The organism is Brevibacillus aydinogluensis (assembly GCF_961514395.1).
GTDB classification, from domain to species: Bacteria; Bacillota; Bacilli; order Brevibacillales; family Brevibacillaceae; genus Brevibacillus; species Brevibacillus aydinogluensis.
Genome location: NZ_OY569118.1, coordinates 430679 through 455776, shown reverse-complemented (window position 1 = coordinate 455776; position 25098 = coordinate 430679). Strand labels below are relative to the sequence as shown.

The 25098-nt window shown below is 56.5% G+C and carries 21 protein-coding genes and 1 pseudogene; 1 reads left to right on the top strand and 21 read right to left on the bottom strand.

The window, feature by feature from the left end; all coding sequences use genetic code 11:
• Window positions 1-57: 57 nt before the first annotated feature.
• From Q7F15_RS02255 to Q7F15_RS02160, 20 genes and pseudogenes are all read right to left on the bottom strand, one after another.
• The gene (locus Q7F15_RS02255) at window positions 58-486 is read right to left on the bottom strand and encodes a DUF4760 domain-containing protein (protein WP_171567280.1); all 429 of its coding nucleotides are present in this window, start codon (window positions 484-486) and stop codon (window positions 58-60) included.
• A 171-nt stretch (window positions 487-657) separates the two neighbouring features.
• Window positions 658-1425, bottom strand: a complete 768-nt coding sequence (locus Q7F15_RS02250; RefSeq protein WP_230077460.1) for an HD-GYP domain-containing protein — start codon at window positions 1423-1425, stop codon at window positions 658-660.
• 544 nt (window positions 1426-1969) lie between these two features.
• Window positions 1970-2524: a DUF5317 domain-containing protein gene (locus tag Q7F15_RS02245; RefSeq protein ID WP_171567278.1), complete on the bottom strand. Its 555-nt coding sequence runs from the start codon at window positions 2522-2524 to the stop codon at window positions 1970-1972.
• A gap of 439 nt (window positions 2525-2963) precedes the next feature.
• Window positions 2964-3935 (bottom strand): ornithine carbamoyltransferase, encoded by a 972-nt coding sequence (gene argF / locus Q7F15_RS02240; protein ID WP_304415039.1) that lies wholly within the window; start codon window positions 3933-3935, stop codon window positions 2964-2966.
• Entirely contained in the window at window positions 3880-7116 is a 3237-nt protein-coding gene (gene carB / locus Q7F15_RS02235; RefSeq protein WP_212133384.1) for a carbamoyl-phosphate synthase (glutamine-hydrolyzing) large subunit, read from the bottom strand. The genes argF and carB overlap by 56 nt, the downstream gene beginning before the upstream one ends.
• Window positions 7109-8215 carry a carbamoyl phosphate synthase small subunit gene (locus Q7F15_RS02230; RefSeq protein ID WP_304415038.1) on the bottom strand — a complete coding sequence of 369 codons (1107 nt, stop codon included), beginning with the start codon at window positions 8213-8215 and terminating at the stop codon, window positions 7109-7111. Before Q7F15_RS02230 ends, carB begins: the two co-directional genes overlap by 8 nt.
• A gap of 247 nt (window positions 8216-8462) precedes the next feature.
• The gene (locus Q7F15_RS02225) at window positions 8463-9644 is read right to left on the bottom strand and encodes an aspartate aminotransferase family protein (protein ID WP_304415037.1); all 1182 of its coding nucleotides are present in this window, start codon (window positions 9642-9644) and stop codon (window positions 8463-8465) included.
• 61 nt (window positions 9645-9705) lie between these two features.
• Complete coding sequence (gene argB / locus Q7F15_RS02220; RefSeq protein ID WP_212133382.1) at window positions 9706-10506, bottom strand: acetylglutamate kinase; 801 nt, start codon at window positions 10504-10506, stop codon at window positions 9706-9708.
• A 13-nt stretch (window positions 10507-10519) separates the two neighbouring features.
• The gene (gene argC / locus Q7F15_RS02215; protein WP_171567272.1) at window positions 10520-11560 is read right to left on the bottom strand and encodes an N-acetyl-gamma-glutamyl-phosphate reductase; all 1041 of its coding nucleotides are present in this window, start codon (window positions 11558-11560) and stop codon (window positions 10520-10522) included.
• A gap of 186 nt (window positions 11561-11746) precedes the next feature.
• On the bottom strand, window positions 11747-12106 hold the full coding sequence (cccB, locus tag Q7F15_RS02210; protein ID WP_171567271.1) for a cytochrome c551: 360 nt from the start codon (window positions 12104-12106) through the stop codon (window positions 11747-11749).
• An 83-nt stretch (window positions 12107-12189) separates the two neighbouring features.
• On the bottom strand, window positions 12190-12459 hold the full coding sequence (locus Q7F15_RS02205; protein WP_171567270.1) for a YciI family protein: 270 nt from the start codon (window positions 12457-12459) through the stop codon (window positions 12190-12192).
• A 256-nt stretch (window positions 12460-12715) separates the two neighbouring features.
• Window positions 12716-13829, bottom strand: a protein-coding gene (gene prfB, locus Q7F15_RS02200) for a peptide chain release factor 2 (RefSeq protein WP_212133381.1) whose coding sequence is annotated in 2 segments (ribosomal slippage) — window positions 12716-13747 and window positions 13749-13829 — 1113 coding nt in all. Because the reading frame shifts where the segments join, the coding sequence is not laid out codon by codon here.
• A 96-nt stretch (window positions 13830-13925) separates the two neighbouring features.
• On the bottom strand, window positions 13926-14444 hold the full coding sequence (locus tag Q7F15_RS02195) for a hypothetical protein (RefSeq protein ID WP_171567268.1): 519 nt from the start codon (window positions 14442-14444) through the stop codon (window positions 13926-13928).
• 255 nt (window positions 14445-14699) lie between these two features.
• Window positions 14700-17210: an accessory Sec system translocase SecA2 gene (secA2, locus tag Q7F15_RS02190; protein ID WP_171567267.1), complete on the bottom strand. Its 2511-nt coding sequence runs from the start codon at window positions 17208-17210 to the stop codon at window positions 14700-14702.
• Between the two features lie 225 nt (window positions 17211-17435).
• Window positions 17436-17990 (bottom strand): ribosome hibernation-promoting factor, HPF/YfiA family, encoded by a 555-nt coding sequence (hpf, locus tag Q7F15_RS02185; protein ID WP_171567266.1) that lies wholly within the window; start codon window positions 17988-17990, stop codon window positions 17436-17438.
• A 310-nt stretch (window positions 17991-18300) separates the two neighbouring features.
• A complete protein-coding gene (locus Q7F15_RS02180) occupies window positions 18301-18498 on the bottom strand; it encodes a cold shock domain-containing protein (RefSeq protein ID WP_171567265.1) in 198 nt (65 codons plus the stop codon).
• Between the two features lie 94 nt (window positions 18499-18592).
• Window positions 18593-19266, bottom strand: a pseudogene (locus tag Q7F15_RS02175) (amino acid ABC transporter permease).
• Window positions 19267-19355: 89 nt separating this feature from the next.
• The gene (locus Q7F15_RS02170; protein ID WP_212133379.1) at window positions 19356-20165 is read right to left on the bottom strand and encodes a basic amino acid ABC transporter substrate-binding protein; all 810 of its coding nucleotides are present in this window, start codon (window positions 20163-20165) and stop codon (window positions 19356-19358) included.
• A gap of 309 nt (window positions 20166-20474) precedes the next feature.
• The gene (locus Q7F15_RS02165) at window positions 20475-21260 is read right to left on the bottom strand and encodes an OmpA/MotB family protein (RefSeq protein ID WP_304415036.1); all 786 of its coding nucleotides are present in this window, start codon (window positions 21258-21260) and stop codon (window positions 20475-20477) included.
• Window positions 21253-22062 (bottom strand): motility protein A, encoded by an 810-nt coding sequence (locus tag Q7F15_RS02160; protein ID WP_171567262.1) that lies wholly within the window; start codon window positions 22060-22062, stop codon window positions 21253-21255. Before Q7F15_RS02160 ends, Q7F15_RS02165 begins: the two co-directional genes overlap by 8 nt.
• A 196-nt stretch (window positions 22063-22258) precedes the next feature.
• On the opposite strand from Q7F15_RS02160, the gene Q7F15_RS02155 reads away from it, so the two are divergent.
• Window positions 22259-22432, top strand: a complete 174-nt coding sequence (locus tag Q7F15_RS02155) for a putative motility protein (RefSeq protein ID WP_438286237.1) — start codon at window positions 22259-22261, stop codon at window positions 22430-22432.
• A gap of 124 nt (window positions 22433-22556) precedes the next feature.
• Here the strand turns inward: Q7F15_RS02155 and Q7F15_RS02150 are convergent, their stop codons facing one another.
• On the bottom strand, window positions 22557-25013 hold the full coding sequence (locus Q7F15_RS02150; RefSeq protein WP_304415035.1) for an IPT/TIG domain-containing protein: 2457 nt from the start codon (window positions 25011-25013) through the stop codon (window positions 22557-22559).
• Window positions 25014-25098 lie beyond the last annotated feature (85 nt).

Genomic DNA, 25098 nt, shown 5'->3' with positions numbered 1-25098 from the left:
TAAAGCTGTTCTGCCATGCAAAAAGCCGGACCACCCTGATGGTTGTCCGGCGCTTCCTTACTTGCGGGCGTAAGGTACCTCGGGAACGTATTCTTTTCCTTTGTGCGTGCCGATCCACTTCAATTCGGCCAGGGCCAGCCGTTCAAAATTTTCCGCCACGTGAATGTCGCCCTGCGCCCTCCATCCGACGAAAATCGGATACATCCGGCGGTAAAAGCCGTTGATAAACCACATGTCAAACAGCAGGTCGGGATGAACGAGGCCGTTTTTATGCAGCACACCTACCATCTCAAAAAAGCCGTACAGCGTCACAAAGTGGTTATAGCCTTCGCTGCCGCGCGGAAAGTGGCGCAAAAACGCGTCGTAATCCAGCCCCTCTTCCGCCAGCGAGGTGTCGAACCACTGTCTCGCGGCCCGCAGCCGTTCCGATTCAAACTGATCATACAATTTCAGAATAATGTCCGCATCCTTGTACGTAGGAATCAAGCGCCATCACCTCACAAAAAGCTGCAATTCGATTCCAGTATGTCCCAGTCCAGGTAAAATGACAAGCATTGGTTGATATTTTTCCACAAATGACCGGCATGTGAACAGCAAAATCCCCGTCTCGTCCGAGCACCGGGGCCTTGCTGATGAAAAAGTAAACAGGAGGCTACCCTATCGGGCCACCTCCTGCAGATGCCGCTGCGGCTGCGCGTTCTGCCGTATAATCGTTTCCAATTCATCGCGGGGCAACTCCCTGATGATGCGAATGAAATGATAGGCCAGTTCGGCGTCGAACTGCGTCCCCGCCCCGCGGCTGATCTCCTGCAGGGCCTCCTCCACCGGCAGTCCTTTGCGGTACGGCCTGTCCGCCACCATCGCGTCGAAGGCGTCAGAGATGGCCAGAATGCGGGCCATCAGCGGAATCTCTTCGCCAGCCAATCCGTCCGGATAACCCTTGCCGTCGATTCGCTCATGGTGCGAACGGATGGCCGGCAGCAGTTCGTGAAACATGCCCGCCTGCAGGATGATATCATATCCAATCACCGTGTGCTGCTTGATCTTGTCGTACTCCTCCGGTGTTAATTTTCCACGTTTGTTGAGAATCTGATCCTCAATGCCGATTTTGCCGATGTCGTGCAAAATCCCGCCAAAATACACCTCCGCCGCCTTCTCCTCCGACAGCCCGATCGCCCGGGCAATCTCCCGTCCCCAGTGAGCCACCCGCTGGGAATGGCCGCTCGTGTAATGGTCACGGGCATCGATGGAAGCAGCCATGGCGGTGAGGAACTTGTGATTGAAGGATTTGATCTCGTCCATTTTTTGAGCGAGTTTGTGAATGCTTTCATAATATTGCCGTAAGACGATACTAATAATGACAAAAGCCGCTACCAAAGGGATGAGTGCAAGTACTCCGTAGTGATCAACCAGTCTTGCTCCCATACCCCCTATTATCAAAAGCATAATGTAGGTAGCGGAACCGCGTGTCAACATGTTTTTCACAGCAGTCGTCCAGAGAACACCGCTGTAGAAAGCGATCAAAATGGCACATAGCAGAGTGTTTACAAGCCAATATGCAAGGATCAGCAACAGGTCGGAAATCGCCCAAGGAACATGAAGTGCTTGCAAGCAGGTATGCACCCAGCCAACAATCCAGACCGTCGACAGCATTTGACCCGCGTTGGCCATTGTACGAGCAACGGAAGATCGAAACAAGAACCCAAGGATGATAACCTCCAGCAAACAAGACCAAACGGCTACCCATTCTCCCCACAGTAAAAGGCCCGACAGGATCACGGCATTATTAAGCGTTAACGTCGCATCAGGCGTCCGGAACGGAGCAAACGAACAGATAATGGTAAGCAGTGTAAAAGCAACCAAAACAGGCAAGTGGCTTTTTGGCTCCCAATACGGCAGCGCCAACAAGACCATGAAAATAACTACCGCAGGAAAAACTGCATGGATAATCAGACGCTGCAACAGTTTATCACCTTGAGTGTTTACCTGCATAATTTTTTCCTTCTCTCAGCCTTATTAAAGATACCGGCTTACTCATAAGTCGCTGCACTAATAAGAAGGCTCCCAACATGATGAACAGATCACCGATGCTGATCACTCGAGGAATAATGAGAGGCTTGTAGATGGTGTCCGCTAGAAAAGGCAGGTTTGTATCCACAGTTAACGCAATGTGTTTGAAGTCTGTCCCATTCACCAGCGCATCAATGGGGTAAGACAATCGCTGCGCCTGCTCCAGATCAACCGGCATTTTCCCCATGTTCGCCCAAATGACCAACGCGTTTAACAACCAGCCAATCATGAATACACGCATATCCTCATGCTGACGGTTACTAAAGAAGAAATACAGCACAAACACATAGGATATGCTGACCAGCCACCCCGACCACTGGGGAACAAACTGTGACATGATTTGCAATCCAATACTGGCAATGAGACTCCACAATGCTGCAAACTTTGGCAACTCTTTTATCCGGCCGCCTCGGAAAAATCCAATCGCAAAAGAAAGAGCGACGACATCAAGCATGTAAGCCCCTCCCAACACAGTGAAAAAACACCACTAAAAAGCGGTGTTTTTCCGCGAACAACGCTATTATGTCTATTACCAAGACGTCCAGTTTGCAGAAGTTGCAGCAACAATACCGGCTACCAGCAGGACAGCAACGAACCATTTTTTCATTCCCATTCCCCCCTTTTCCATAGTGGAGAAAGCTGGTTTCGCTACTTGGGAAGACACAGGCCAAGCGACCACATACAGCCTGTGCCCGGCTTTCCTCTTTCCGTTCGAAAAGAGGGCGGATTCGCTACTGGCTCCGTACAGACCAAGCGACCAAATACAGTCTGTACCTCATCGCGCTTCCTACCTATATTTTACACGTTGATGACAAATTTCGGCAATGATAGATTCATAGTCTATTAGCTTCAATTTCCTGCTGGTAAGAAATTCCTATTACTCTCTGACAACATTACAACAAGGTTGCCAAGACTGCCTTCTGCGCGTGGAGACGATTTTCCGCCTGGTCAAAGATGACGGAGTGGGGACCGTCAATCACGCCGGACGACACTTCTTCTCCGCGGTGCGCAGGCAGGCAGTGCATGAACAGGTAAGCGGGATCGGCGTGTTGGACAAGCTGCTCGTTTACCTGATAGGATGCAAAATCCTTGAGGCGCTGCTCGTTTTCCGCTTCAAAGCCCATGCTGGTCCACACATCCGTGTAGATGACGTCGGCGCCGTGCACCGCTTCGACGGGATCGTGCGTGACGACCACCTGGCCGCCGCTGGCCTGTGCGTACGCGACAGCCTTGTTCACGATGGCTCCGTCCATCTCGTAGCCCGGCGGCGTGGCGACGCGCACGTCCAGACCCAGCAGTGCTGCCGCCAGCACGAGCGAGTTGGCGACGTTGTTGCCATCGCCCACATAGGCCAGTTTGACGCCCTGCAGTGTTCCCTTGTGCTCCCAGATCGTCAGCATGTCGGCCAGCGCCTGACACGGATGGAACTGGTCGGTCAGGCCGTTGATGATCGGAATGCTGGCGTGTTCGGCCAGCTCCTCCACCCTTGTGTGGGAAAACGTGCGGATCATGATGGCGTCGACGTAGCGGGACATCACCTTGGCCGTATCGCTGATCGGCTCGCCGCGTCCGAGCTGCAGTTCCTTGCCGCTCAAAAACATGCTCATGCCACCCAATTGGTACATGCCTACTTCAAAGGAAACGCGGGTGCGCGTCGACGATTTGTCGAAAATCATCCCCAGTGTCTTCCCATTGAGCGGTTGATACGGCTGACCGCTTTTTTGCCGCTGTTTGAGCTCGGCGGCAAACTGCAGGAGCCAGGTCAACTCTTCTGCGCTAAATTCATCGACGCGAAGCAAATCTTTTCCTTTACAACTGGCCAATTGCTCGCTTGCAAAGTGACCCAATATCTTCACAGGCTGCATGCCCTTCACCTCTATTCTCCGTAATGGATTCCACGTACAGCGCAAACGTCTCTACAGCAGTAAACAGCGGAACTCCCTGCTGGACCAGCCGGCTCCGCAGGGTAAAGCCGCTGCGTCCCCGCCGGTTCCCCTTGGTGGCAGTGATGAGCGAAAAAGCTACGACTTCCCTCTGCAGCAGCGCGGCCAGATCCTGTTCGTCCGCGACCACGTGCGTAACGGTAAAGCCGATTGCCCCCAGCCAGGCTGCCGTTCCCGCTGTGGCCGCCCAGACTGCGCCCTGTTCCTGCAGCTTCCGAATGACGGGCAGCACGCCGTCCGTCTTATCGGCATCGGCCAGGGAGAGGAAGCAGATCTGCCCCCTTTGCCACGGGCGGTGCACGCTGTCTTTAAAGGCGAACGCCTTGCGCGCCGCTTCCGGGAAGGAACGGCCCAGCCCCAGCACTTCCCCGGTCGATTTCATCTCCGGTCCCAGGGCCGGATCGACGCCGCTCAATTTCACGGTGGAAAAGACGGGTGCCTTGACGACGGCGAACGGAATGTCCGGCAGCAGCCCTGTCCCATAGCCCATGCCGGCCAGTTTTTCACCCAGTTGGGCGCGCACGGCCAGCTCCACCATGGGGATGCCGGTCACTTTGCTGGTAATCGGCACGGTCCGCGACGCGCGCGGGTTTACTTCCAGGACGTAGACCGTCTCGTCGTGAATCACGAACTGAATGTTGATCAGACCGACCGCCCCCATCTCGCGGGCGATCGCCTCTGTGTACCGTGCGATCGTCTGTTTGACACTATCGGACAGATCCGGCGCCGGGAAAAGCGCCACGCTGTCGCCCGAGTGGATGCCCGCCTTCTCCACATGCTGAAAAATGCCTGGGATGAGCACGGACTCGCCATCGCACACAGCGTCCACTTCTGCTTCCCGGCCGGGAACGAATTTGTCCACCAGGAGCGGGAAAAAGACCTGGCTGTCAGGGTGGTTGAGCCACTCCGCGATCGTGGCCGACAGCTCCTCGACGTTATGGGCGACCACCATGCCCTGACCGCCGATCACGTAGGACGGGCGCAGCAGCACCGGATAGCCGATCGTTGCCGCCACCTCCGCCGCTTCCTCCAGGGAAGACACCCCTTTGCCCGGGATGTGCGGTATCTCCAGCTTGCGCAGCATCGCGTAGAACCGTTCACGATCCTCCGCCCGTTCGATCGCATCCAGCGACGTGCCGAGCACGGTCAGGCCGGCCGCAGCCAGCTTGGCCGCCAGGTTGATCGCCGTCTGGCCGCCGAACTGGACCATGACGCCATCCACACCCTCACACTCCGCCACGTGCAGCACGTCCTCCACGTGCAGCGGCTCAAAATACAGATGGTTGGCCGTCTCGTAATCGGTGCTGACCGTCTCCGGGTTGTTGTTGACGACGACAGCGGCGATGCCCTTGGCCTGGAGCGCCTTGGCCGCGTGAACGGAGCAGTAGTCAAACTCGATCCCCTGTCCGATGCGGATCGGGCCGGAGCCGAGCACCAGCACTTTGCGCCCGGTCAGCTCCTCTACTTCGTCGTCCCCCTGCCAATCGGAGTAATAGTACGGCGTCTGCGCGTCAAACTCGGCCGCGCAGGTGTCCACGATCTTGTACGACGGCCGGATGCCGGCCTGATCCCGCAGCGCTTTGACTTCGGCCGTCGTGCGTCCGATCAGGGCGGCAATCGTCTCGTCCGCAAATCCGCGCCGCTTTGCTTCCGCCAGCAGCTCGGGGGCCAGCGTATCGCTCTGGGCCAACTGCTGCTCCAGCGCCACGATCCGGCCCACGCTGCGCAGGAAAAACGGATCGATGCCAGTCAGGGCGTGCAATTCGTCCTCGCTGAACCCTTGGCGGATCGCCTCAGCCAGTGCAAACAGGCGGACATCGGTCGCATCCCGCAGCAGCCCCGCCAGCTCGTCCCGGCTGCATGCAGCCAGCTCCGGACGGACGAGGTGGGTGCAGCCCTGCTCCAGCGAGCGGACCGCCTTGAGCAACGCCGCTTCCAGGTTGCGGGCAATCGACATCACTTCGCCGGTCGCCTTCATCTGCGTGCCCAACTGACGGTCGGCCAGCGGGAATTTGTCAAACGGCCAGCGAGGAATTTTCACCACGACGTAATCCAGCGTCGGCTCAAAGCTGGCGTATGTGTAACCGGTAATCGGGTTGAGCACTTCGTCCAGGTTGTAGCCCAGCGCCAGCTTGGCGGCGATCCGGGCGATCGGATAGCCCGTCGCTTTGGAAGCCAGCGCGCTGGAGCGGCTCACCCGCGGGTTCACTTCGATCAGATAGTAGCGATCCGACTTCGGATCAAGCGCAAACTGGATGTTGCAGCCGCCGACTACACCCAGCGCGCGGATGACCTTGGTGGAGACGCTGCGCAGCATCTGGTACTGCCGGTCGGTCAGCGTCTGCGACGGGGCGACGACGATGCTGTCCCCCGTGTGGATGCCCACCGGGTCCAGATTTTCCATGTTACAAACGATGATGCAGGTATCGTTCGCGTCCCGCATCACTTCATACTCGATTTCCTTCCAGCCCTTGACGCTGCGCTCGATCAGCACCTGGCCGATCGGGCTGGCAGCGATGCCTTGAGCCGCCACCGTGCGCAGTGACTGTTCGTCTTCGGCGATGCCGCCCCCGGCGCCCCCCAGTGTATAGGCGGGGCGCACGATGACCGGATACCCGATTGAATCGGCAAACGCGACGGCCGCTTCCACCGACTCCACGGTCGTGCTCTCAGGCACCGGTTCGCCGATTTGCTTCATCAACTGCTTGAACAGCTCCCGGTCTTCCCCGTTCTGGATGGCGGACAGCGGCGTGCCCAACAGTTCCACCCCGTATTGGGCGAGCACTCCCGCTTCGGCCAGGGCGACCGCCAGATTGAGCCCTGTCTGACCGCCCAGGGTGGGCAGGAGACCGTCGGGCCGCTCTTTGGCGATGATCGCCGTCAGGGACTCTACCGTGAGCGGCTCCAGATACACTTTGTCAGCTACGTGTTCGTCCGTCATGATCGTGGCCGGGTTGTTGTTCACCAACACGACCTGCACCCCGGCTTCTTTCAACGAGAGGCAGGCCTGCGCCCCGGCGTAGTCAAATTCCGCCGCCTGGCCGATGACAATCGGCCCCGACCCGATGACCAATACTTTGTGAATGTGCGGCAATTTAGGCATATCTCTTCGCTCCCACTACGCGCATCGACTGCAGGAATTGGTAAAAAACGTGCGTTGTGTCGTTTGGACCCGGATGCGCTTCCGGGTGAAACTGTACGCTCATGATCGGCAGAGAGGTGTGGCTCAGCCCTTCCACCGACCGGTCGTTGACATTGCGGTACGTCACGGTCAACAGCCGTTTGTCCAGGGTTTCTTCCCTCACCACGTACCCGTGGTTTTGCGAGGTCATGTAGACTTTCCCGGTGGCCAGTTCCTTGACCGGATGATTGCTCCCCCGGTGTCCGTAAGTCAGCTTTTCCGTCTTGGCGCCAAACATCAGCGCCAGCACCTGGTGTCCCAGGCAGATGCCCAGCGTCGGATACTGTTCCGCCGCCTTCCGCCACTCGCCGCAGTAGGCGAGCAGGTCGGCCGGGTCGCCGGGCCCGTTGGAAAAGAGCAGGCCGTCCGGCTGCAGCGCCTGAATCTGTGAAAACGGGGTGTCAAACGGCACAACCGTCACGCGGCAGCCCAGTTCCAACAGCGATTCCAAAATCGACTGTTTCATGCCCAGATCGATGATCACCACGTGTTCCTGATTGCCGGGGTAGCGCTGAATGTGACGGCTGGAGACGTCGGCGACCAGCGATTTTTTCCGATGCGCGGAGCCAAGCGCCGCCACCTCCTCCACGCTCAACGGCCGGTCAGCAATCGCACCGTACAGCGGACCCGACTGACGCACCCGCTTGGTGATCGTCCGCGTATCGATCCCGGCCAGGATCGGGAAGCCAAACGCCTCCGCAGCTTCCGACAGCGTGCGGCGGGATTGGTAGTGGCTCGGCGCACTGCACAGCTCGCTGACGACCATTCCCGCCAGGGCGGGCTTTGCCGCTTCGTAATCGGTGTCGTTTATCCCGTAATTACCGATCAGCGGATACGTAAAGGTGACGATCTGCCCCGCAAAGGACGGATCGGTCATCACTTCCTGGTATCCCGTCATCCCTGTATGAAAAACCACTTCGCCATATCCTGTGAGCGGAGCGCCGTACAGCGTCCCGGCAAATACTTCTCCGCTCTCCAGTGTCAAATATCCCGGGCCCAACCCTTTTCTCTCTCCATTCATCTATGAAAGCCACTCCTCTCCAAAGGGCACTCTCTCACGAAAATTTATGCAACGTCATGTATTAATATACATTTTGAATTATAAAAATGCAACGAGTTTTTTCAACGGGATCTGAAAGCCGCGTTCCGACTCGCTGCATGGATGTGCCCGATTCCCCTGCATCAGCGGCCAAGCCGGGTCACACTGCCGTTCCGCTCACACTGCCTTTCCCTGTCGGCCGTGTCCCCGGCATTGGAGCGCTTTTTTCTTACAAGTTCTCCATCGCCTCGCCGATCACCTCGATCACCCGGTTCACTTCTTCCTCAGTTGTGACAAACGAGGGCAGCAGGCGGACGACCTGAGGACCGGCCAGCAGGACGAGTACGCCTTTTTCCCGGGCGTAATCGACGATGGACGACGCCGGCACCGTCACTTCCACGCCCAAGAGCAGTCCTTTGCCGCGCACGGCCAATACTTTGCCCGGATATTCTGCCCGCAATTTTTCCAGTCCGCTTACCAGCTGCCGATGCAGGATGCCTACGCGGTTCAGCACGTGCTCCTCTTCCATCGTCTCCAGCGTGGCGATGGCAGCGGTCATCGCCAGCGGGTTGCCGCCAAATGTGGTGCCGTGGGTGCCGGGGGCAAACGCCTCGGCCGCCGCTTCGGTCGCCACCACCGCGCCGATCGGGAACCCATTGCCCAGCGCTTTGGCCAGCGAGATCACGTCCGGCTTGATCCCGTACTGCTGGAAGGCAAACCAGGTGCCCGTGCGTCCAATGCCGGTCTGGATTTCATCGATCAGCAGCAGCAGACCGTGTTCGTCGCACAGTTGGCGCAATCCCTTTACAAACGGCTCCTCTGCCGGATGTACGCCCCCTTCCCCCTGCACCAGTTCGAGCATGATGGCGCAGGTCTTCTCCGTAACGGCGGCGCGCACCGCTTCCAAATCGTTGTAGGGCACGGTGACAAACCCGTCCGGCAGGGGGCCGAATCCGTCTTTCACCTTGTCCTGCCCCGTGGCTGTCAGGGTAGCCAGCGTTCGCCCGTGGAACGACTGCTGAAACGTAATGATCTCATATCGTCCGGTGCCTTGCACTTTTTGGGCGTAACGCCGGGCCAGCTTGATCATTCCCTCGTTGGCTTCCGCGCCGCTGTTGCAGAAAAACGCGCGGTCGAGGCCGGACAGGCCGCACAGCTTCTGTGCCAGCACCTCCTGCTGGGGAACGTGCATCAGATTGGAGCAGTGCCACAACGTGTCCAGCTGTTCGTGCAGCCGTTTCGTCACTTTGGGGTGTACGTGTCCCAGCGAGGTGACGGCGATTCCCGAGACAAAGTCGAGATACTCGTTGCCCTGATCGTCCCAAACGCGGTTTCCCTCTCCCTTGACCAGCCGGATCGGCCATTTTGAATAAGTATTCATCAAATGCATAGGGGCAGCCATTGTGCTCATGTTACAATGCCTCCTTGTTTACGCTCCTTGATAGGGGGGAGTGCTGTACGCGGTGTCCACATTACGCGCCTTTGGGGACGCCTGCCTGGATCACGGTTCCCGCCGATTGCCCGGCGCATACCGACCGCAATTCCTCCGCCGTTCCCCGGCAGATGACGACCCGGGGCACGCCTTGCGAGAGGGCGTCCAGCGCGGCCTGTACTTTCGGAATCATCCCGCCGGTAATCACCCCGTCGGCAATCATCTGGCCGATCTCTTCCGCGTCCGTCTGTGCCACCAGCGTCTTGGTGCCGTCCTGACCGGGGCGCAGGATGCCCGGCACGTCGGTCACCATTACCAGACGCTCCGCCGCCAGGGCGGCAGCGATCGCCCCCGCCGCCACGTCTGCATTTACGTTGTACGTCTCCGCGCCGTCTGCGCTTACGGCCAGCGGCGCAATCACCGGCACGTAGCCGCGTTGGAGGATGGCGGTCGGAATGGATGTGTCCACCCCTTTCACCTCGCCGACCTGGCCAAGCGGTTTTGCCGTCCGCTCTGCCGTCAGCATTGCGCCGTCAATCCCGCTGACGCCCCACGCCCTGGCTCCCGCCTGCGTCAGCCTGCGAACCAGCCGCTTGTTGATCTGTCCGCACAATACCATCTCCACCACCTGCAGCGTCTCTTCGCAGGTGACGCGCAATCCGTCCACAAACGCGGGCGTAATGGACAGTTTCTCCAGCATGCCGTTGATTGCCGGACCGCCGCCGTGCACGATCACAATCTGCCGTCCGGCCTGCTGCAGTTCGGCGATCGCCTGGAAAAACGCGTCGGGCAGCTGATCCATGGTGCTGCCTCCGCACTTGATGACCACTGCGTCTTGCATGTCACATCCTCCTCTACGGAAACAGCGGCACCAGCGGCAATCCTGTCGCCTCCGGCCAGCCGAACATCAGGTTCATGTTTTGGACTGCCTGACCTGCCGCTCCTTTGACCATGTTGTCGATCACGGAAAGCACGATGACCCGCCCCGTCCGCTCATCCACATGGACGGAGATATCGCAATAGTTCGAACCGTACACCTCTTTGGTCCGCGGATGGCTCCCCGGTTTTCGCAGCCTTACAAATGGCTTGCCTTCATACGCCGACCGGTAGAGCTGATGCACCTCGTCTGTTGTCACCGCCCGCTCCAACTGGCCGTAGGCAGTGACGAGTATTCCCCGCGTCATCGGCACCAGATGGGGCGTAAACTGGACCACATGCTCCACGCCGCCCTTTTTGCTCAACTCTTGTTCAATCTCCGGCGTGTGCTGATGCTGGGCCACCTTGTACGCATGAATGCTGTCGTTGATCTCGCTGAAATGAACGCCCAGGGAGACGCCGCGACCTGCTCCCGACACCCCTGACTTGGCATCTACAATCCAACTGCGGGGGTTGACCCAGCCGCTTTGTGCCAACGGAATCAGCGCCAAGAGCGCCGCCGTCGGATAGCAGCCCGGATTGGCCACCAACTGTGCGCCGGCCACCTGCGCCGCGTTCCACTCCGCCAGGCCGTACACCGCCCGATCCAGCCACTCACCGGGAGCGGGCTCTCGTTTGTACCACTGCCGGTACACCTCCCCGCTCTCCAGGCGAAAATCGCCCGACAAATCGATCACCCTGGCGCCGCGCTTGAGCAGTTCCGGCGACAGTTCCGCGCTGACGCCGGCCGGCGTGGCCAGAAACACCACGTCGTTTGCGGCGCTCATTTGCTCCGCGTCTATCGCCGACAGCTGGGGCAAGGAAACATGCTGCACATGGGGAAGAACGCTGTCCAGCGCTTCTCCCTCCGCCGAACTGGAATACAGATTAGCCACCTGCACGTGGGGATGGCCGGCAAGCAGACGGATCAACTCCACCCCGCTGTAACCGGTCGCCCCGACAATCCCGACCCGAATCATGGTTCTCTCCCTCTTTTGCATTTTTATACATGAATCATAATAAAAATTCAATCGGATGGCAACCCTTCTCCCCAAAAATCAAGCCCCTGCTTGCAGCTTCCGCCTTCTGCCCCGCAGCCGACGCTCCTTGTATCCGTTGTCAAAAAAGAAAACGCCCGGCGATTTGCCGGACGCTTTACGTACCTGCTATTTCTTGTCGGCCAGCCAGGACGCGACGTTTTCAGCATCATCGTTCTTGACCAGTCCGCCTGGCATGCCGCCCTTCCCGTTCTTGAGGATTTCCAGGATTTGTTCCCGGGTGTATTTGCCGCCTACCTGTGTCAGGTTGGGGCCGACTGCCCCCTCAAGATTTTGACCGTGGCAGCTTGCACAGTTGTTTTTATACAACGTTTCAGCTGCCGCAGCATCGTAATTGCCCGATGGAGCGGGTGATTCCGTATCGGGTTGCTGCCCGGCGGGCGGTTCTGCTTGATTGCCGCCAGAAGCACAGGCACCTGCGAAGAATACGAGCGCGATGAAAAGGATGGCAAACGGGAAACGCTTCATGCTGTTCCCTCCTTTGTATGAGTATTCTTCGCTAAGTATTCCTCCGCTCGAAACAAATCATTCTTCCGCTCCGGAGAATCCGTCTAGGTCAGCGGAAATTCCAGCGGGCTCCACTCCCGCAGTTCCAGCGTTCGGGCGCCCTCCTTCACGACCGGATCGGCTTCTGCCAGAAGGCGCGCTTCCTCGGGTGATTCCGCTTTGTAGATGACCATTCCGCCTCGCTTGTCCGTAAACGGTCCGGCCATGACCACTTTCCCCTGCTTGTACAGGTCATTGAGGTAGCTCAGGTGGGCCGGGCGAAACTTGGTGTTCAATTCCTGGTCAACAATCGTCAGTATGGCAACGTACAGCATGACGTCCTCTCCTTTGACAAACAGTATGTTACTGGAAGTATAGCACAATTTCGACAACTGATTCGATCGTTTCGTCCAACTGCCCCAGACACAAATCAGGCTCTCGCCGATGCTCCGTCGCCTAGACCTTGTGGTCAAACGAGGAGAGATCAGCGAGAGCCTGTGTTTTCTAGGATTCATCCGTGTTTGCGACGGCAGAACCGATTACCGCCGTACCGGACAGTCCGTTATTGATTAGCATACCGCCGCTTGCCGCCTATCGCTTGATTTGCGAACGCAGATAGGCGTCGATAAACGGATCAATCTCCCCGTCCATTACCGCCTGTACATTGCCGACCTCCACGTTGGTGCGGTGGTCTTTCACCAGGCTGTACGGGTGGAAGACGTACGAACGGATCTGGCTTCCCCAGGCGATGTCTTTCTGCTCGCCCTGGATGGCCTGCAGCGTTTTTTCCTGCTCTTCCCGCTTCAGCTCAAACAGACGGGCTGCCAGCATTTTCATCGCTCGTTCCCGGTTTTTGATCTGGGAACGCTCCGACTGGCAGGTGACGACGATCCCCGTCGGCAGGTGCGTGATGCGAACGGCGGAATCAGTCGTGTTGATGTGCTGACCGCCGGCGCCGCTGGAGCGGTAGGTATCGATTTTCAAGTCCTCGGAACGAATCTCCACATCGGTGTCTTCTTCAATCTCCGGCAGCACGTTGCAGGAGACAAACGAGGTGTGGCGTCGGCCCGAGGCGTCAAACGGGGAAATCCGCACGAGGCGGTGCACCCCTTTTTCCGATTTCAGGTAACCGTAGGCGTTGTGCCCCTTGATCAGCAGGGTGACGCTCTTGATGCCGGCCTCGTCGCCCGGCAGGTAGTCCAGCGTCTCCACCTTGAACCCTTTGGACTCCGCCCAGCGGGTGTACATGCGCAGCAGCATCGACGCCCAATCCTGGGACTCGGTGCCGCCCGCGCCCGGGTGCAGTTCCAGAATCGCGTTGTTCTTGTCGTATTGGTCGCTGAGCAGCAGCTCCAGCTCAAAGCTCTCAAATTCTTTTTTCAGCGCCTGGACACTCTCGTACAAGTCCTGGATCATCGATTCGTCGCCTTCTTCGATGACCAGTTCCAGCATTACCTGCAGGTCCTCGTACTGGGCGTCCAGTTTGGCCATGGTTTCCACCAGGCCTTTGAGCGCATTCAATTCGCTGATGGTTTTTTGTGCGGCCTCGTTGTTATCCCAGAAGTCGGGAGCGAGCATCCGCTCTTCCAGTTCGCCGATACGTTCCTGTTTCGCAGGGAGGTCAAAGAGACCCCCTGATATCCGCTAATCGCTTAGCCATGCTGGACATCTCTTGCTTGACGTCCGCAATATCGATCAATGCCATGTGCGAATCACCTTCTCTTCCTTGTGCTATGTTACATTGTACCGCAAATTGGCGGATTCGCAACCGGACAGCATCGATTCGGGCACAGCAGAAGCATCAGCACAGCGTTAGCGGCTCAGACGCAGGTGGGGAGGGTGCCGATCGGATGTCCTGCGGTGTGTTTCCCATGTCCCCTGCATATGCCTGTACGAGCACTTCTCCAATGAACGGCACCGCCCACCTGGCCGCTGCTTCCTGGTGGAGTTCCGCCTGTGGCGCTTGTCTTCCTGCAACCTCACTCCCCGCTGCACCGCTGTGTCGGTCGTGCGTCCCGATTCGGGCGACACCCGCTCCGTCCGGTATGACGCATCCGGCCGGCGCCGCTTTTGACCAATTGGGCTCGGGAATTTCTCGCGTCAGCCTTTCATCGAGATAGACGACGTCCCTCGCGGCAAACACCACCTCCAGCTCTCTCTCGCCCTCGTCGGGTTCCGGCTTGTCCATATGTATCGGCCGGTCGGCAAGCAAATAGGCCGGTTTCTGCTGGTGACCTGCCTGTACCGCATCCAGCGTGGCCGCAATACGCTCCAACATTAATTTTGCTTGTATGCCCATCACGTTACTCGACGTTCTCATGGTTCATTCCCCCGCCTCTCGTGTGATTGATTTCCAGTGCAAGTTGGTGTACTTACGATTGTATTCATTTTGCCTGGTTTTTCCACGAGAATCGTTCGATGCCTTTTTCCAGTGTTAGACAAAACCGCCAAGTCTCTTCCGCCAGTCGCACCAAAAACGGGCGAATGCTGTCTAGCCTAAGGGAGACGGGGAGAAAAAAACTGCTCCTCCCGACACGGGAAGAGCAGTTTTGCAAGCTGCGTACTTTATAGGTTTTTAATGGCCTCGCTTCATCTGGCGGCGGCGCTCCTGTTCTTCCGCGCGGCGCTGGGCGCGGTTTTTCGGTTCCGCCTCACTCGCGGGGCGCTCCGATGGACCGGACGTTTGCAGCTGGGCCGGATCGACCGCCTGGCCGCGCACCACTTCCTGACGCTCCAGATTTTGGCTGACCTCCGCCTTCATGATGTACATCGCCACTTCTTCCTCGATGGCGGCAATCATGTTCTGGAACATCTGGTATCCTTCAAACTGGTACTCGCGCAGCGGATCGTTTTGGCCGTACGCGCGCAGGTGAATGCCCTGACGCAGCTGCTCCATCGCGTCGATGTGGTCCATCCACTTGCTGTCCACGGCACGCAGCACGACCACTTTCTCAAACTCGTTCATCAACTCGCCGATTTCCGCTTTGCGCTTCTCAAACTGCTTCGCCACTTCTTCTTTCAACAGCTCGGCAATTTCCTCGGCCTCTTTGCCCTTCAGCATGGAGACAGTAATCGTCTCGTTGTGCAGGAAGGTGTTGTTGGCCACTTCAACCAGTCCTTGCAGGTTCCAGTCTTCGGGCACCTCTTCCTGCGGGCAGTAGGCCTCCACGTTGCGGTCGACGACGCTGTAAATCATCTTGAGCACAACTTCGTCCAGATTGTCCTGCTCCAGGATCTCGCGGCGCTGCTTGTAGATGACGGCGCGCTGCTGGTTCATCACGTCGTCGTACTGGAGCACCACTTTCCGCGCGTCGAAGTTGGCCCCCTCCACCCGTTTCTGGGCGGACTCGACGGCACGCGTCACCAGACGGCTCTCGATCGGCATGTCTTCCTCCATGCCGAGGCGTTCCATCATGTTCATGATGTTGTCCGCACCAAAGCGGCGCATCAGCTCATCCTGCAGGGAGAGGAAGAACTGGGAGGAACCCGGGTCCCCCTGACGACCGGCACGGCCGCGCAACTGGTTGTCAATCCGACGGCTCTCATGCCGCTCGGTGCCGATGATGTGCAGGCCGCCCAGCTCCGCCACGCCTTCACCCAACTGGATGTCGGTACCGCGGCCCGCCATGTTGGTGGCGATGGTGACAGCACCGTACTGGCCGGCACGGGCGACGATCTCCGCCTCGCGAGCGTGGTGCTTGGCGTTCAGGACGTTGTGCGGCACGCCTTTTTGCTTCAGCATTTGCGAAAGGCGCTCCGAGTTTTCGATCGAGATGGTCCCGACAAGCACGGGCTGCCCCTTCTTGTGCCGCTCGACGATGTCGTTGACGACGGCGCGGTACTTGGCCGCTTCCGTTTTGTAGATCAGGTCGGGCAGGTCTTTGCGGATGACCGGCTTGTTGGTCGGAATTACCACGACGTCCAGACCGTAAATTTTCTTGAACTCTTCTTCCTCTGTCTTGGCCGTACCGGTCATGCCGGACAGCTTCTCGTACATCCGGAAGTAGTTTTGCAGCGTGATCGTCGCCAGCGTCATGCTTTCGCTCTGGACGCGCAGTCCTTCCTTCGCCTCGATCGCCTGGTGCAGACCATCGCTGTAGCGGCGGCCCACCATCAGACGGCCGGTGAATTCGTCGACGATCACCACTTCGCCGTCCTGCACCACGTAATCCACGTCCCGTTTGAACAGGACTTGCGCTTTGAGCGCAATGTTGATATGGTGGTTCAGGGTCATGTGGGCGGTGTCGTACAGGTTCTCGATGTTGAACGCCTGCTCCACCTTGGCCACACCCTCGTCGGTCAGGGTGACGATTTTCAGCTTTTCATCAACGGTGAAGTCCTTTTCCGGCTCCAGCCGCTTTACAAAATGAGCACAGATGTAGTACAGCTCCGTGGAACGGTTGGCCGCCCCGGAGATGATCAGCGGCGTCCGCGCTTCGTCGATGAGGATGCTGTCCACCTCGTCGATGATGGCAAAGAACAGAGGGCGCTGCACCATTTGTTCCTTGTAGAGCACCATGTTGTCACGCAGGTAGTCAAAGCCGAATTCATTGTTGGTGCCGTACGTGATGTCGCAGTTGTAGGCGGCCCGTTTTTCCTCGGCGCTCATCCCGGCCTTGTTCAAACCGACGGACAAACCGAGGAAGTTGTACAGCTTGCCCATGATGGTCGCATCGCGCTCCGCCAGGTATTCGTTGACGGTAACCACGTGCACGCCCTTGCCCAGGAGCGCGTTCAGGTACGTCGCCAGCGTCGCCACGAGCGTCTTCCCTTCACCGGTCTTCATCTCGGCGATGCGGCCTTCCTGCAGCACCATACCGCCGATCAACTGTACGTCAAAATGGCGCATGCCGAGAACGCGCTTGGAGGCCTCACGCACCACGGCAAACGCTTCGTTGAGTATATCGTCCAGCGTCTCTCCTTGAGCCAGGCGGTTTTTGAACTCCGTCGTCTTCTCCCGCAGTTGCTCGTCGGTCAACGCCGAAATGCTCGGTTCCAGCGCGTTGATCTTTTCCACGCGTTTAAACATCTTTTTGATTTCGCGTTCGTTGCTGTCGCCAAATATCTTCTTTACGAGTCCTAACATAAGGACACCCCTTCCTAATGGCAAAGCTACTTCCAACTACCTTTCTTGTGCAGCCATCTCCAGGTCCCTGCAGGGGAGTCTTCTCCCACACGTTCCTAGCGAAAAAAGAATTTCTACTATTTATGTTCTCTAAAAAGCTATTTTATCAAATTACAACATGTGGATACAAGTAAAGGGGAGTTGCCAGAAGAAAGCAACTCCCCTTGGAGTTTATTTTTTGTCTCGTCATTTCGGCTCGATCAGCCCGTAGCGTCCGTCGTTGCGGCGGTACACCACGTTGACGTTATTGGTCTCACTGTTTTGAAAGACGAAAAAGTTGTGACCCAGCATATCCATTTGCAGGACCGCTTCATACGCATCCATCGGTTTCAAATCAAACCGTTTGGTGCGAACGATGTCGATCTCCACGTCATCTTCTTCGTCCTCAGTCAAGACAGCGATGGATTCATTATCACGAAGGAGGGCTTTATTATTGGTATCAACGCGCAGCTTACGCATCAGTTTGGTTTTATGTTTACGGATTTGACGTTCCAGCTTTTCGGCCACCAGGTCGATGGCAGCGTACATGTCTTCATGGGTTTCTTCCGCCCGGATAATCACTCCGCCCAGCGGAATGGTTACCTCGATGGTGGCTTCGTTCCGCAGTACCCTCAAGGTGACTTGCGCTTCAGCAGGCTGCGGAGTTTCAAAGTATTTTTCAAGACGGCCGACTTTCTTTACCACATACTCACGAAGTGCTGCGGTGACTTCCATGTTTTCTCCACGAATATTAAATTTCATGGTTCCAACCTCCTTCCGTCTTTACCTATGTTTATTCCGTACACATCGATAAAATCCTCCCTGCCGGCTTCAAAAAACCTTTACAAATCTTTTACATTACGACAAACCCCGACAAAGTTTTCTTCCAACAATTTCTAATAAGAAGGACGAACCGATGCGCCCGCTGGTCCGCCGCGGCGACGACTATCTCGATCTGCGGCAGCACCGCACCCTGCACATACAGTCCATTATCGCGTAACAATAAATAATCCCCCTGTCCTTGAACCAGGGGGATTCGCTTTCCCGTCAGGTAAGCGTTTGCAATTGGCGATTAGCGCTTCACAACGTTAGCCGCCTGCGGGCCGCGGTCGCCGTCAACGATGTCAAACTCGACGGATTCGCCTTCTTCCAGCGTCCGGAAACCGTCAGCTTGGATCGCCGTGTAATGCACGAATACGTCGCCGCCGTCCTCCCGCTCAATAAATCCGTACCCCTTTTCTGCGTTGAACCACTTTACCTTGCCATGCATCGAATAAAACAACCCTTTCTGTTGTAAAAACTTGGGATTGGCCATCCCTTGTGAATGACTATATCACCCGGAGAGACCAGAGTCAAATTCCCCCTTATTTGGGGGAATATTTCTTCTCCAGTCCCCTCACGACGACCCGCGACAGGAACAGGGTGAGCACCAGGTACACAGCCGCCTCTGTCAGGTACGGGGGATACCGCTCAAAAGTGTTTTTGGCCACGTTCATCGCCGCGTAGTTGAGCTCCGGGGTGGCGATGACCGCCGTCAGCGAAGAATCCTTCAACAGGGCGATAAACTCGTTGCCCAGCGCCGGCAGCATGCGGGTAAACGCTTGCGGAATGATGATCAGCCGCATTGCCATGCCCTTGGTCATGCCGAGCGAACGGGCCGCTTCCATCTGCCCCGGATCAATGGACTGAATGCCCGCGCGGAAAATTTCCGCGATATAGGCGGCGGCGTTCAGAGACAGGGCGATAAAGCCGGAGTAGATCGCTTCCGGGCTGCTTTCTCCCGGAAAAAGGCTTCCCAGATTGAAGGAATGACGGCAAAGTGGATCAACAGGATCTGCACCAGCATCGGTGTGCCGCGAAACACCTCCACGTAAACCGCACTGGGAATGCGCAGCAGCTTGTTTTTCGACAGCTTCCCCAGACAGAGAAACAGTCCCAGCAAGGTCCCGACCACCGTCGCGACGGTGGTGAGCAGGATGGTGTTCACGATCCCGCGCAGAAACAGCTCCCGGTACTCGTAGATGACACTCCAATCCAGAGGGATTCCTCCTTTCACATGATGCGTTCCGCCGGATGGAAACAGCAACGGGTACGCCAGTGGACGACGTACCCGGCCGGTTGCGCTGTTTACTCGTTACCGAAGTACTGGTTGTAGATTTCCTGCAATTTTCCGTTTTCCTTAATCTTTTTCAGGCCCTCGTTGATCTTGTTCAACAGCTCTGTATTGCCCTTTTTCACAATGATGCCGTAATACTCTTTTTCAAAGGAATCGTCCTTGATCATCTTGAACTTCTTGTCCTTGAATTTCTTGACGTAGTACTTGATCATGCCGTCGTCGCCCACTACGGCGTCGACCCGTCCGTTGTAAAAGTCGTCGATCGCGGACGGCATGTCGTCGTAGCCTTTCAGCCCTTCATAGGTGTTTCCGAACGCCTTTTGCACGACAAATTCGCCCGTCGTCGCCGCCTGCACGCCGATCTTCTTGCCTTTCAGGTCGGCCAGCTTGGTAACCGGAGAGTTCTCCGGCACGAGAATCAGCTGGTTGGCTTCAAAATAGGGTTCAGAAAAATCGTACTTTTGTTTGCGGTCTTCGCGAATCGTGATCGACGAAATCCCGATGTCCACGGTCCCCCTGTCCAGTCCGTCAAAGAGCGGGTCCCATCCTGTGTTTTTCCATTCGATCTTGAATCCGGCGGCTTCCGCGATGGCATTCATCACGTCAATGTCGTGACCGCTAATCTTGTCCGCCTCCATCATTTGAAACGGCGGATACGCTGCGTCGGTACCGACCACATACACTTTTTCCGACGCACCGCCGCCCCCCGAGGAACTGCTACCGCTTGCAGCCTGCTTGTCACCCGCACCACAGGCAGTTACCAAGAGACCGACCCCAACCGTCAGCATCAACGACAACAACCATTTGCTTCCGCGTCTCATGTTTGAATAACCCCCTCGTCTGTATCTCTCTGCCTTGTTTTTCCCCAGCGCTGTCCACACCGAGATAACGGTCACTTCGCGTTCTCCACAAAGTTGTCCACATTATCCACAGACGGTTGTGCACAAGCTGGGAATAACTCCCCCCGCCCCGCGTCCCTGCTGCCCTCGGTGCCTGGGACAGGAAAAACGAGGTTCGTTTTTTAAGAAATCCGAAAAATGAAAAAAGGATTCCTGTCAGAGATAGTTCTCTCTGACTATACGGGAATCCTTCCGAAAAAAGCATTTTTATTGACAGAAAAATTTGAACTGTTATTCCTTTTCGACCAGGATGAGCAAATCCACGCCGCGGTTGCGAGAGCCGTTCCCTGTGTCGGTCGTGTCCACCTGCGCGGCGAGTTCCTCCCACCCCGCCACGGAAAAGCGGGAGGCCGGCAGATCGTGGGTCTCCACCAGTTCACGCATCACGGCAAGCGCCCGCGCCGAAGACAGCTCCCAGTCGGAGCGGTACGGGCTTGAGGCGACAGGGAGATCGTCCGTGCAGCTTTCAATCCGGACGCGGTACGAATAGTGGCGCAAGACTTGGGCCACGACGTCCACCATTTGTCTTCCCTCGTCCCTCAGCTCGGCGGAGCCGCGGCCGAACAAGCTCGTTTCCGGCAGGCGCACTCGCAGCCCGTCCCCGGTCTCTGTGAAATCGACTTGCTTCCCCCGCAGCGCGGAGGCGAGCTGCGTACGGATGCGCTCCATGTCACGCTTGGCCGCATCGGCTGCCGCTGACGTCGCATCCGGGCGGGGAGGGCTCTCTTCCGCGCTCTTCCCCTCCACTGCAGCTGCCAACGCTTCCCGCCTGGCTTCCAGTTGGTGAATCTCCCGCTCCAGCTCCAGCTTTTGCAGATTCAGCAGGTCGAGGCTTTCGTGCACCTGTTTCAAGCTGGCCTGCTGCCGCTCCACTTCGTCCATCTGCACCTTGATCTTGGCCGCGTGGGCCGCCGCGATGATCACGACGATCACAAACAGCAGGGTAAACAAGTCGCTGTAGCTGATCAGCCAGCTCTTTTCCAGTTCCTTTTCGTCGTACAGCCGGTCGTCATGCATGGCGATCCTGCCTTTCGATCGTTCCTCTGACGCTGCCCGGCTGCTTGATCAGCACCAGCTTGCGGTCCCCGGGCAGGAACGAATTCAGTTTTTCAAACAGCAGACGCGGCGTCTCCATCCGCTGTAGCCCGACGCACCCTTCGATGTACAGCCGCTTTTCGAACATCTCCTGGTCGTGGATGTCCATCAGCCGGTAGTAGCACGGCAAGGCAATCAGGTTGGCCAGCAGCGCCCCGTACAGCGTCGCCACCACCGCCGAGCTGAGACTGTACCCGGTCGTGGTAAAGTCGGAAAGCGTCTTCAGCACCCCCGTCATCCCCACAAGCGTTCCCACCAGTCCCATGCCCGGCGCCAGCAGACTGATCAATCGGAAGAAGCCCGCCGCCTGCTGGTACCGATACTGTTCCCCTTTCAGCTCGTTTTCCAGTATCATGCGCAGTTCATCCTCCGGCACGCCTTCAATCGCCAGCAAGCTGCCGCGGCGGACGAACGCATCCTGCTCGTTCTCCAGTTCTTTTTCCAACGCCAGATGCCCCCGTTCCTTCTGCACCAAGGCATAGTAGTAGAATCGTTTGATCGTCTCTTCCACGTTTCCCTCCCGGCCATGCATCAGAAGCCGGATCAAGGAGCGCAGTTCCAGGTGCCTGCGCTTGATCGCATAGGCGATCAGCACGGCCAGCGCCACCAGCTCAATCGCCGTCATGTTCAGCAGATCGGCTGCGCTGCCGTTGAGGTAGATCGCGTGCACAAACATAAGCAAGACTGCTCCCACCAGCAGGAGCGAGCGATGTTTTGTCGACAAGAGGTGTCACCATCCCGTTGAAGTAGTTCTGTTACGTGTATCGGTTAATCGCCCGTGGTTGATGAATGATAGTGAAGCGATGGGTACGTGCGAGATGCTTTTTTTCTAATCCGACGCAAGCAAAATGCCGATACCTGAAATAGTTCCCCATGTTTGTCCCATGAACCTGTACGGAAGAAGGTGACCGATCGTGAACATGGTCCAATTGAAGCAAGCCATAGCCATCAGTCTGACGAAACAGGTGCAGTCCACCGCCCAGGCGTTGGCGTCCACAATGTTGGAGGACTTTGCCAAAACCCAGCAAACCATCCAGCAGGCGGCACAAGCTCCGCATCCGTCGCTGGGAAGAGTGCTTGACGTACGGGTTTAACCCGGGACATGGCAGGCTGTCGGTCAGCCTGCTTGTTTTTTGTATACACGGAAAAGGCCGCTGATCAACAGTCAGCAGCCTTTTCCATCTACCATTGCGTTAGTCACTTCACTCAAGGGTTTTATTACCATGGGTTATATATCGAAAGACTGAAGTGATAAACGTCACGATCACTTACATTTTCTATTTTTCTGGCCAACAATGGTTGGGAAGCGTCGTATATGCCCTCATAGAATTCAATATTTACAATGTCGTAATAATGTGTTGCCAGCGGCAAATAGTAGACGTGCTCCCCTATCGCAGGCGGCAAGATCATTTGAAAGGCGAAGCGCCCGTTGTCGTCTGTGATGAATTCCATCTGTTTGACGCCTTCCACATTGAGATGGCCAAGGAAACGGAAGGTCATCTTTTCATGGGGCAACGGATTTCCGCTGTGATCAGTAACAGTGCCTTCAAACGTTACCGGCACAGAATTGTCCACACGCCACTTGTTTCCGTATCCATAGTTGATCGGGCCTCCCCCGCTTTTAGAAACGACGTTGGTGATTTGAACCTTGCCTACATCTGTAAGTGTGTCCACGCGGTCATTTGGATCCGGCGTACTGCGATACGTAAATGCCGATTTCAGTGTGTGGGATTGCCCATCCGGGTTGACAACCGTGATATCAACCGTACCCTCTGTATTTGCCACAGGAGCTTTTACTTTTACGTAACCGTCCGTATAGTAAGCCAGAATATCTGCCTGGGTGTCTCCAAAGAATACCTTGACATCCGGCTGCAGATATGCTCCCAGTACATATACCTCTTTTTCCTCTGTCAACAATCCACTGGATGGTGTCACACTTTTCAACTGTGGGGCGGGATCGGCCAAATAGGTATAGGCAGCGGTTAAAGTTGCTTCTTTTCCGTCCGGGTTCACCACTTTTACGTCGACGGTTCCTGGAGCATCTCCCGGCGGCGCCAGCGCCTTTAATCGATTCGGACCGTAATAGGTGTGAAGTTGGGCTTCCTTCCCTCCCATGTATACCTTCAAACCTTGCACAAAGTCTTTTCCGTCAATGTAAATTACTTCGCCTCCTTGCAGTTTCCCGCTGGTTGGCGTAATCGCAGTGATCGCTGGTATCATCTCCGGCGGTGCCTGGTAGGTGTAAGCATTGGCCAACACCGCTTCTTTTCCATCCGGATTCACCACTTTTACGTCGACGGTTCCTGGAGCATCTCCCGGCGGCGCCAGCGCCTTTAATCGATTCGGCCCGTAATAGGTGTGAAGTTGGGCTTCTTTCCCTCCCATGTATACTTTCAAACCTTGCACAAAGTCTTTTCCGTCAATGTAGATCACTTCGCCACCCTCAAGCTTCCCGCTCGTCGGGGTAATCTTGGTGATCGCCGGTATCATCTCCGGCGGTGCCTGATAGGTGTAAGCATTGGCCAACACCGCTTCTTTTCCGTCCGGATTTACTACTTTTACGTCAACGGTTCCTGGAACATCTCCCGGTGGCGCCAGCGCCTTTAATCGATTCGGCCCGTAATAGGTGTGAAGTTGGGCTTCTTTCCCTCCCATGTATACCTTCAAACCTTGCACAAAGTCTTTTCCGTCAATGTAGATCACTTCGCCTCCTTGCAGTTTCCCGCTGGTTGGCGTAATCGCAGTGATCGCTGGTATCATCTCTGGCGGTGCCTGATAGGTGTAGGCGTTGGCCAACACCGCTTCTTTTCCGTCCGGATTCACCACTTTTACGTCGACGGTTCCTGGAGCATCTCCCGGCGGCGCCTGTACTTTTACTCGGTTCGGACCATAATAAGTGTAAAGTTGGGCTTCTTTCCCTCCCATGTATACTTTCAAACCTTGCACAAAGTCTTTTCCGTCAATGTAGATCACTTCGCCACCCTCAAGCTTTCCGCTGGTTGGCGTAATCTTGGTGATCGCCGGTATCATCTCCGGCGGTGCCTGATAGGTGTAAGCATTGGCCAACACCGCTTCTTTTCCGTCCGGATTTACTACTTTTACGTCGACGGTTCCCGGAGCATCTCCCGGCGGCGCCAGCGCCTTTAATCGATTCGGCCCGTAATAGGTGTGAAGATGGGCTTCTTTCCCTCCCATGTATACTTTCAAACCTTGCACAAAGTCTTTTCCGTCAATGTAGATCACTTCGCCACCCTCAAGCTTCCCGCTCGTCGGGGTAATCTTGGTGATCGCCGGTATCATCTCTGGCGGTGCCTGATAGGTGTAAGCATTGGCCAACACCGCTTCTTTTCCGTCCGGGTTCACCACTTTTACGTCGACCGTTCCCGGTGCATCTCCCGGCGGCGCCAGCGCCTTTAATCGATTCGGCCCGTAATAGGTGTGAAGTTGGGCTTCTTTCCCTCCCATGTATACTTTCAAACCTTGCACAAAGTCTTTTCCGTCAATGTAGATTACTTCGCCCCCCTCAAGCTTTCCGCTGGTTGGGGAAATTTTAGTAATCGAGGGAGCCTCTGCCGCGTGTACTTGAAAAGATCCTACACCCGACAAAAGAAAAACTAAAATTAGAACAAGGAGTACCGAGATGCTTTTTGAAAATGATTCATGCATTTGCTTCATTTTTACACTCCTTCCAGAATGGTGATATATATAATTATCGGAACGATCATTTGTTACTTTCTTACCACCTTTACATCTTTTTCTA

What these genes read in the sequence shown, in the direction of transcription:
- Q7F15_RS02230 (WP_304415038.1), bottom strand. Translation starts at nt 8,215, where the DNA reads ATGAATGGAGAGAGAAAAGGGTTGGGCCCGGGATATTTGACACTGGAG.
- argF (WP_304415039.1), bottom strand. Translation starts at nt 3,935, where the DNA reads ATGCAGCCTGTGAAGATATTGGGTCACTTTGCAAGCGAGCAATTGGCC.
- Q7F15_RS02170 (WP_212133379.1), bottom strand. Translation starts at nt 20,165, where the DNA reads ATGAGACGCGGAAGCAAATGGTTGTTGTCGTTGATGCTGACGGTTGGG.
- hpf (WP_171567266.1), bottom strand. Translation starts at nt 17,990, where the DNA reads ATGAAATTTAATATTCGTGGAGAAAACATGGAAGTCACCGCAGCACTT.
- Q7F15_RS02205 (WP_171567270.1), bottom strand. Translation starts at nt 12,459, where the DNA reads ATGCTGTACGTTGCCATACTGACGATTGTTGACCAGGAATTGAACACC.
- secA2 (WP_171567267.1), bottom strand. Translation starts at nt 17,210, where the DNA reads ATGTTAGGACTCGTAAAGAAGATATTTGGCGACAGCAACGAACGCGAA.
- Q7F15_RS02245 (WP_171567278.1), bottom strand. Translation starts at nt 2,524, where the DNA reads ATGCTTGATGTCGTCGCTCTTTCTTTTGCGATTGGATTTTTCCGAGGC.
- Q7F15_RS02150 (WP_304415035.1), bottom strand. Translation starts at nt 25,013, where the DNA reads ATGAAGCAAATGCATGAATCATTTTCAAAAAGCATCTCGGTACTCCTT.
- Q7F15_RS02165 (WP_304415036.1), bottom strand. Translation starts at nt 21,260, where the DNA reads ATGCATGACGACCGGCTGTACGACGAAAAGGAACTGGAAAAGAGCTGG.
- Q7F15_RS02195 (WP_171567268.1), bottom strand. Translation starts at nt 14,444, where the DNA reads ATGAGAACGTCGAGTAACGTGATGGGCATACAAGCAAAATTAATGTTG.
- Q7F15_RS02155 (WP_438286237.1), top strand. Translation starts at nt 22,259, where the DNA reads ATGGTCCAATTGAAGCAAGCCATAGCCATCAGTCTGACGAAACAGGTG.
- Q7F15_RS02250 (WP_230077460.1), bottom strand. Translation starts at nt 1,425, where the DNA reads ATGGGAGCAAGACTGGTTGATCACTACGGAGTACTTGCACTCATCCCT.
- cccB (WP_171567271.1), bottom strand. Translation starts at nt 12,106, where the DNA reads ATGAAGCGTTTCCCGTTTGCCATCCTTTTCATCGCGCTCGTATTCTTC.
- Q7F15_RS02225 (WP_304415037.1), bottom strand. Translation starts at nt 9,644, where the DNA reads ATGAGCACAATGGCTGCCCCTATGCATTTGATGAATACTTATTCAAAA.
- Q7F15_RS02180 (WP_171567265.1), bottom strand. Translation starts at nt 18,498, where the DNA reads ATGCATGGCAAGGTAAAGTGGTTCAACGCAGAAAAGGGGTACGGATTT.
- carB (WP_212133384.1), bottom strand. Translation starts at nt 7,116, where the DNA reads ATGCCTAAATTGCCGCACATTCACAAAGTATTGGTCATCGGGTCGGGG.
- argC (WP_171567272.1), bottom strand. Translation starts at nt 11,560, where the DNA reads ATGATTCGGGTCGGGATTGTCGGGGCGACCGGTTACAGCGGGGTGGAG.
- argB (WP_212133382.1), bottom strand. Translation starts at nt 10,506, where the DNA reads ATGCAAGACGCAGTGGTCATCAAGTGCGGAGGCAGCACCATGGATCAG.